Source organism: Acidimicrobiales bacterium (genome assembly GCA_036399815.1).
In the GTDB taxonomy this organism is placed as follows: Bacteria; Actinomycetota; Acidimicrobiia; order Acidimicrobiales; family DASWMK01; genus DASWMK01.
This window is the reverse complement of record DASWMK010000083.1, coordinates 1-4,333: the sequence shown is the minus strand read 5'-3', so window position 1 is coordinate 4,333 and position 4,333 is coordinate 1. Positions and strand designations below refer to the sequence as shown.

The window sequence follows — 4,333 nt, the reverse complement described above, 5'->3', positions numbered from 1 at the left end:
GGCCGCCAGGTCGTCGGCCAGGGCGTCGGCCAGCAGCCCGAGCCCGCCCCGGACGGTGGCGAAGACGGGCGCGCCGGGGTCGGCGGGCGGCGGCCGGCGGGCGAGGGCCCGGACGAGGCTGCCGCCCCGCGCCGCCGCCTCGGCCAGCGGCGCGGCGGTGGCGGCGAGGCTGAGCCGGTCGGCGTCGCCGGCGTTGATGCCGCCGATCAGCGGGTCGACCAGCCGCTCGAGCACGTCCGCGCCGAGCCGGCGCCGGACCAGTGCGCCGACCGGCTCGTCGCCCTCCACCGGCCGGCCGGGCATGGCCAGGTCCAGGGCGGCCCTGGCCACGCCGGCCCGGGAGACGATGCCCGAGCGGGCCAGCGCGGCCAGGTCGGTGGGCACGCCGAGCACCTGGGCGTCGGGGAGCCGCCGGAGGGCGCCGCGGGACCACACCAGCGCCGAGCGCCGGGCCGGGCTGACCAGCCGGTCGCCCAGGCCGAGCTGGCGGCACAGGTCGACGGCCTCGGGCACGCGGGCGAGGAAGGCGTCGGGCGCCTCGTCCACCGGCAGCCCGGCCACCGTCGACGTGCGCAGCTTGCCGCCGAGCCGGTCGCCGGCCTCGACCAGCACCACGCCGGCCCGCCCCCCGGCCGCCGCCGCCCGGGCGGCGACCAGGCCGGTCAGCCCCCCGCCCACGACGGCCACGGTCGTCACCGGCCGACCCCGCAGGCGACCGGCGCCACGAGAGCCGCCGCCGTCACCGGCCGGCCCCGCCGGCGGCCTCCAGGACGACCTCGGCCAGCGCCGCCATCACCGCCGGGTCGTCGTTGACCGACGGCGTCCTGGCGAAGGCCAGCCCGGCCCGCTCGGCCGCCTCCCTGGCCTGGAGGTCGAGGTCGTAGCGCACCTCCAGGTGGTCGGCCACGAACCCGCACGGGCACACCGCCACCCCGTCGGCCCGCCCCGTGGCGGCCAGGTCGGCGATCACGGCCAGCACGTCGGGGCCCAGCCACTCGTCGCCCGTCCGCCCGGCGCTCTGCCAGCACGTCGACCACCCCGCCCACCGGGCCAGCCCGGCCCGCTCGGCGACGGCGGACGCCGTGGCCCGCAGCTGGCCGGGATAGGGGTCGTCGGCGGCGACGGCCCGCACCGGCAGGGAGTGGGCGGTGAACAGCACCTTCGTCCGCTCGGGCAGGCCGGCCAGCACCGACCGGACCCCGGCGGCCAGGAAGTCGAGGTAGGCGGCCAGGAGGTGCCAGCTCTCGACCGGCACCATCTCCACGCCCGCCTCGGCGCCGGCCGCCGCCGCCCGCTCCTGGTACCGGCCGACGCTGGCCCTGGCGTAGTGGGGCGCGAGGACGAGGCCGACGGCCCGCCGCACCCCCCGGGCGGCCAGGGCCCGCACCCCGTCCTCCACGAACGGCGGCGCGTGCTTCTGCCCCAGCTCGACCACGAACCGGCCCGGCGCCAGCCGGTCCAGCGCGGCGGCGACGGCCCGCTGCTGGGCCACCGTCCGCTCGTAGAGGCCCGACACCCCGCCGAGGGCGTCGTAGCGGGACCGCAGGTCGGCGAGCAGCTCCGGGGTCGGCGGCCGGCCCCGCCGGATGTCGGTGTAGTACGCCTCGACCTCGTCGGGGCGGCGGGGCGTGCCGTAGGCCATGACCAGCACGCCCTCGCTCACGCCGGCGCCTCCCCGTGCACCAGCGCCACCACCCGCTCGAGCACGGTCGGGTCGGTGGCCGGGAGCACCCCGTGGCCCAGGTTGAACACGTAGCCGGGGTGGCTCGCCGGGTCGGCGGCGGCGAGCACGGCCCCGACCTGCTCGGCCACCACCGGCCAGGGGGCGAGGCAGGCGGCCGGGTCGAGGTTGCCCTGGATGGCCCGGCCCGGCCCGACGCGGCGCCTGGCCTCGCCGAGCGGCACCCGCCAGTCCACGCCGACGACGTCCGCGCCGGCCTCGGCCATCAGCCCGAGCAGCTCGCCGGTCCCGACCCCGAAGTGGATCCGGGGGACGCCGAGGTCGGCGACCCCCTCCAGCACCCGCCGGCTGGCGGGCAGGACGTAGCGGCGGTAGTCGGCGGGGGAGAGCGCTCCGGCCCAGCTGTCGAACAGCTGCACGGCCGACGCCCCCGCCCCGACCTGGGCCCGCAGGGTGGCGACGGCCAGGTCGGCCAGGGCGTCGAGCAGGGCCCGCCAGAGCGGCTCGTCGCCATACATCAGGGCCTTGGTCCTCGCGTGGTCCCGGGACGGCCGCCCCTCGACGAGGTAGCTGGCGAGGGTGAACGGCGCGCCGGCGAAGCCGATGAGCGGCACGGCCAGCTCGCCGACCAGCAGCCGCACCGTCTCGAGCACGTGCGGGAGGTCGACCTCGGGCTCGAGCGGGCGGAGCCGGGCCAGGTCGGCGGCCGACCGGAACGGCCGCTCGGCCACCGGCCCCGTCCCCGGCGCCACGTCGACCCCGAAGCCGACGGCGGCGACCGGGACGACGATGTCCGAGAAGAGGATGGCGGCGTCGACCCCGTAGCGCCGGACCGGCTGGAGGGTCAGCTCGGCGGCCAGCTCCGGCTTGGCGATGGCGTCGAGGATCGTCCCCTCGCCCCGCAGGGCCCGGTACTCGGGCAGCGACCGGCCGGCCTGGCGCATGAACCACACCGGCGTCCGCGACGGCGGCTCGCCCCGGCAGGCCCTGAGGAAGGGGGCGTCGGCGAGGTCGGCGGCCATCGGCTGGTCACCGTACCGGCGCGACCTCAGCGACCGCCCAGCTCGGCGTGGCGGAAGCAGCTGACGAGGTGGTCGTTGACCAGCCCGGCCGACTGCATGAGCGCGTAGCAGATGGTCGGGCCGACGAAGCGGAAGCCCCGACGCCGCAGCTCCTTGCTCATGGCCCTCGACTCGGCCGTCTCGGCCGGCACCTCCGCCTTGTCCGTCCACGCGTTCTGGCGGGGCTCGCCGTCGACGAAGGACCAGAGCAGGTCGTGGAGGGTGGAGCCCTCGTCCCAGAGCGCCAGCACCCCCCTGGCGTTGGCCACGGCCGCCTCGACCTTCATGCGGTTGCGCACGATGCCGGGGTCGGCCAGCAGGGCGGCGACCTCGGCCTCGCCGAAGGCGGCGACGGCGGGCGGCTCGAACCGGGCGAACACCTCCCGGTAGCGGTCCCGCTTGTTGAGGATCGTCGACCAGCTGAGCCCGGCCTGGGCCCCCTCGAGGACGACGAGCTCGAACAGGTGGCGCTCGTCGTGCACCGGGACCCCCCACTCCTCGTCGTGGTAGGCGAGCATGCGCCCGCTGCCCGCCCACCAGCAGCGCTCGGCCACCGCTACGCCACCGGTGCGCCGGGGGCGCTGGCCTCGTCCACGCCGAGGAGGCGGACGGTGCCGTCGGGGTCGAGGGTGCCGAGCACGAGGAACTCCGAGGTGAACCCGGCGATCTTCTTGCGCCCGAGGTTGATGGCCCCGACGACCAGCCGCCCGACCAGCTCGTCGGCCGCGTAGTTGGTGATCTGGGCCGACGTGCGCAGCGGGCCGACGACGGGGCCGAAGTCGACGGTCAGCTTCCAGGCCGGCTTCCTGGCCTCGGGGAACGGCGCCACGTCGGTGACCCGCCCGGCCCGCAGGTCGAGGGCGAAGAACGCGTCGGCGCCGACGTCGGGCTTGCGGGGCAACTTGTCGGGCGCGTACGGCCGCCCGTCGGGGTCGATCACGTGGGACACGGCGCTATCGAAGCACGGCCACGAGCGGGGCCGCGTCGGGCCGGAGCAGGCGGTCGACCGTCGTGCGGACGGCCCGGCGGGCGGCCTCGGCCTGGCGGGCCGGGTCCATGGCCTCGAGCCCGCGGCCGAGGGCGGCGGCGTCGTCGGCCGACGGCTCGACGACGAGCACCGGCGCGCCCCGCGCCCGCAGGCCCCGCACCTCGCGGGCCAGGGTGCGGCCGTGCCAGGCCCGCAGGCCGATCGCCTGGCCGGCGCCGGACATGGGCGACGACACGACCACCAGGTCGAGGGCGACGCCGCCGAGCACGTCGGCATTGGTCGGCGAGTGGGCGCCGCCGTCGACGAAGCGCTGCCCGCCGATCGTCACCGGCGCGAACCACCCGGGGATGGCCGACGACGCCTCGACGGCGGCGCCGACGTCGGGCGCCGTGGCGTCGCGCCCGAACACCACCCGGCGGCCGTCGGACAGGCGGACGGCGCAGATCCAGAGGCGCCGGTCCGGCCAGGGCCGGTCGTAGAGGGCGCGGATGCGGTCGCCCATCGGCGCCGTGGACGCCGTGCCCGCCGGCAGCGCCCCGGCCATGGCCACGCCGGGCCGGAGGAAGGCCTGGGCCAGCAGGGCCGGGCTGGCCGGGCGGCGCC

6 protein-coding genes are annotated in these 4,333 nt (G+C 78.2%); all 6 read right to left on the bottom strand.

Features of this window, described 5'->3' with window-relative positions:
- Nucleotides 1-696: protoporphyrinogen oxidase (gene hemG, locus VGB14_06210; GenBank protein HEX9992500.1), on the bottom strand; the 696-nt coding region annotated here is incomplete at its 3' end.
- A 43-nt stretch (nucleotides 697-739) separates the two neighbouring features.
- Nucleotides 740-1,663: a ferrochelatase gene (gene hemH, locus VGB14_06205; GenBank protein ID HEX9992499.1), complete on the bottom strand. Its 924-nt coding sequence runs from the start codon at nucleotides 1,661-1,663 to the stop codon at nucleotides 740-742.
- The gene (gene hemE / locus VGB14_06200; GenBank protein ID HEX9992498.1) at nucleotides 1,660-2,703 is read right to left on the bottom strand and encodes a uroporphyrinogen decarboxylase; all 1,044 of its coding nucleotides are present in this window, start codon (nucleotides 2,701-2,703) and stop codon (nucleotides 1,660-1,662) included. The genes hemH and hemE overlap by 4 nt, the downstream gene beginning before the upstream one ends.
- Nucleotides 2,704-2,729: 26 nt before the next feature.
- Nucleotides 2,730-3,296 (bottom strand): DNA-3-methyladenine glycosylase I, encoded by a 567-nt coding sequence (locus VGB14_06195; protein HEX9992497.1) that lies wholly within the window; start codon nucleotides 3,294-3,296, stop codon nucleotides 2,730-2,732.
- Between the two features lie 2 nt (nucleotides 3,297-3,298).
- Nucleotides 3,299-3,691 (bottom strand): tRNA-binding protein, encoded by a 393-nt coding sequence (locus VGB14_06190; protein ID HEX9992496.1) that lies wholly within the window; start codon nucleotides 3,689-3,691, stop codon nucleotides 3,299-3,301.
- A gap of 4 nt (nucleotides 3,692-3,695) precedes the next feature.
- A partial coding sequence (locus VGB14_06185) for a patatin-like phospholipase family protein (protein ID HEX9992495.1) occupies nucleotides 3,696-4,333 on the bottom strand: 638 nt, incomplete at its 5' end.

Coding starts and splice junctions, on each gene's coding strand:
- hemE (HEX9992498.1), bottom strand. CDS start 2,703: ATGGCCGCCGACCTCGCCGACGCCCCCTTCCTCAGGGCCTGCCGGGGC.